4 protein-coding genes and 1 pseudogene are annotated in these 2,318 nt (G+C 41.6%); all 5 read left to right on the top strand.

Annotation, left to right across the window (positions count from 1 at the left end; genetic code table 11):
* Positions 1-435, top strand: a pseudogene (locus ACLW56_RS25055) (peptidoglycan-binding protein); the annotation flags it as partial.
* A 13-nt stretch (positions 436-448) separates the two neighbouring features.
* Positions 449-904 (top strand): hypothetical protein, encoded by a 456-nt coding sequence (locus tag ACLW56_RS25060; RefSeq protein WP_330986306.1) that lies wholly within the window; start codon positions 449-451, stop codon positions 902-904.
* 64 nt (positions 905-968) lie between these two features.
* Entirely contained in the window at positions 969-1,388 is a 420-nt protein-coding gene (locus ACLW56_RS25065; protein ID WP_330986307.1) for a hypothetical protein, read from the top strand.
* A 13-nt stretch (positions 1,389-1,401) separates the two neighbouring features.
* Complete coding sequence (locus ACLW56_RS25070) at positions 1,402-1,935, top strand: hypothetical protein (RefSeq protein ID WP_330986308.1); 534 nt, start codon at positions 1,402-1,404, stop codon at positions 1,933-1,935.
* Positions 1,922-2,164 (top strand): hypothetical protein, encoded by a 243-nt coding sequence (locus ACLW56_RS25075; protein WP_330986309.1) that lies wholly within the window; start codon positions 1,922-1,924, stop codon positions 2,162-2,164. The genes ACLW56_RS25070 and ACLW56_RS25075 overlap by 14 nt, the downstream gene beginning before the upstream one ends.
* Positions 2,165-2,318 lie beyond the last annotated feature (154 nt).

Consider the following 2,318-nt stretch of genomic DNA (forward strand, 5'->3'; position numbering starts at 1 on the left):
CGGGCAACAACCAGCCTGCAGCAATGGCTGAACCTCAGGTTTGAGCCAGAGTACGCGATTATGGCGGCCGTGGATTACGGCGTGGCTAATTTAACCTCGTTAAAAAGCCGGGGTTATAACATTGACAGCCTCAACGATGCAGAAAAATCCAGGCTGATTTATCTGACACACCACCTGGGGTTAAAAAATGCTGACTTATTTATACAAAATGCCATCGAAGAAGATGAAGCGAGGATGTTGCTTATTGCTCAGGTAGGGAAGACATCAGCAGAAAGAAGATGCCAACGGGAAGGGAGCTATGTTCCAGCCCATAGGAAATGGTTAATATATTACATAGACAACCACATTAATCTTTATGACTACTATTGTTTGGAAATAACTCACCCTCCCAAACAAAAGGATGTCAACCTTAAATTTGTCATGGCCAAATTATGACGCAGGGATTCTCATGAAAATAAAACTATTAATGGCGATTTTTTTATTCACACTCTATTCGGCGGAAGCTACTGAATGTAAAACTACTGCAATACAGTGCGTAAATACTATTTTGGGCCCTCTGGATCAAACAATAGAAATTGAGTCGAAAGATGGTTACTCGCACTTAACCCTTAACGGAAAGGAAATTTACAAAGCCAATGCTGCCTATATTGTGATAGGCAACGATGATGGTATAAGAAAAAAAAACACATATTTTATAACTAAAGCGACTCTCTCTTACACATCGAAAGAAAAATGCATTCCTGATACAACGGGAGGACACTGTGCCATGAATCTTGTCCTCGATCTCACCAGCGGTAAACCTGTTATTTCCAATCCTTTCTTTTCCGGATGGAGTGACTCAACCATCACCTGGGTGTCCTGGGGAAAAGCTAACGCCATCATCGTGATTGATAACAACTTGTGATTTAAATATGCAAACGGGCACGTAGAAAAAGTCACAAAAGAGAAAGATGCCGCAGGTGAAAACGATGCAAAAAAATGACAGTGGTGGCCTGAGAGTGTCGATTCTCAATTCGGCGGCCGTAGATTACGGCGTGGCTAATTTAACTTCGTTAAAAAACCTGGGTTATAACATTGACAGCCTCAACGATGCAGAAAAATCCAGGCTGATTTATCTGGCACACCACCTGGGGTTAAAAAATGCTGACTTATTTATACAAAATGCCATCGAAGAAGATGAAGCGAGGATGTTGCTTATTGCTCAGGTGGGGAAAAAATCAGCAGAAAGAAGATGCCAACGGGAAGGGAGCTATGTTGAGGCGCACAGGGAGTGGTTAACTTCTTATATAGATCACAGCATCAAACTTTTTAATCATTATTGTTTAGAGTTGACTAAGCCTCCAAGGCAAGAAGACGCTTATTTAAAACCCACCATAGCAAAATTATAACTTCGGATTTCTCATGAAAAACATTTTATTAGGTATATTTATTTTAATCATGGCATTCACAGCAAAAGCATCTGAGTGCAAAGTATCCCCAGATGATTGCAAAAAGACCATTTTAGGCCCTTTGGAGCAAATAATAAAGGTTGATGCTAAAGATGGGTTCTCTCATTTACTACTTAACGGACAAGAAATATATAAAGTTTCCGATGATTATATTGTAATAGACAATGATGACGGTATTTTTAAAAACAAAATGTATCTTATCACGAAAGCGATTATTTCTTACACAACGGAAGAAAAATGCGTTCCTGATACAACGGGAGGACACTGTGCCATGAATGTTGTCCTCGATCTCACCAGCGGCAAACCTGTTATTTCCAATCCTTTTTTTTCCGGATGGAGTGACTCAACCATCACCTGGGTGTCCTGGGGAAAAGCTAACGCCATCATCGTGATTGATAACAACTTGCGATTTAAATATGCAAACGGGCACGTAGAAAAAGTCACAAAAGAGAAAGATGCCGCAGGTGAGAACGATGCAAAAAAATGACGGTGGTGGCCTGAGAGTGTCGATTCTCAATTCGGCGACTGTAGATTACGGCGTGGCTAATTTAACTTCGTCAAAAAACCGGGGTTATAACATTGACAGCCTCAACGATGCAGAAAAATCCAGGCTGATTTATCTGACACACCACTTAGGGTTAAAAAATGTCATCAAAGAAGATGAGGCCAGGGCGTTGACGGTATTGAGAGCACCACGCTGGTCTATAACCCATTAACAAACGGTGATAAAGAATGACTTCTCAGCTAACGCCTCTGTTCGATGCCCCTCAGGATACCCCGACGCCCTACGATGGCCTTTTGGGATGGTCAGGTGAATGGAAATGCTATCTCGATCAGCAAAATAAGCCCGTGCCGCTCGATGATATCGAG

Origin of the sequence: Pantoea sp. sgz302252 (assembly GCF_047713085.1) — a bacterium.
Lineage (GTDB): Bacteria > Pseudomonadota > Gammaproteobacteria > Enterobacterales > Enterobacteriaceae > Scandinavium.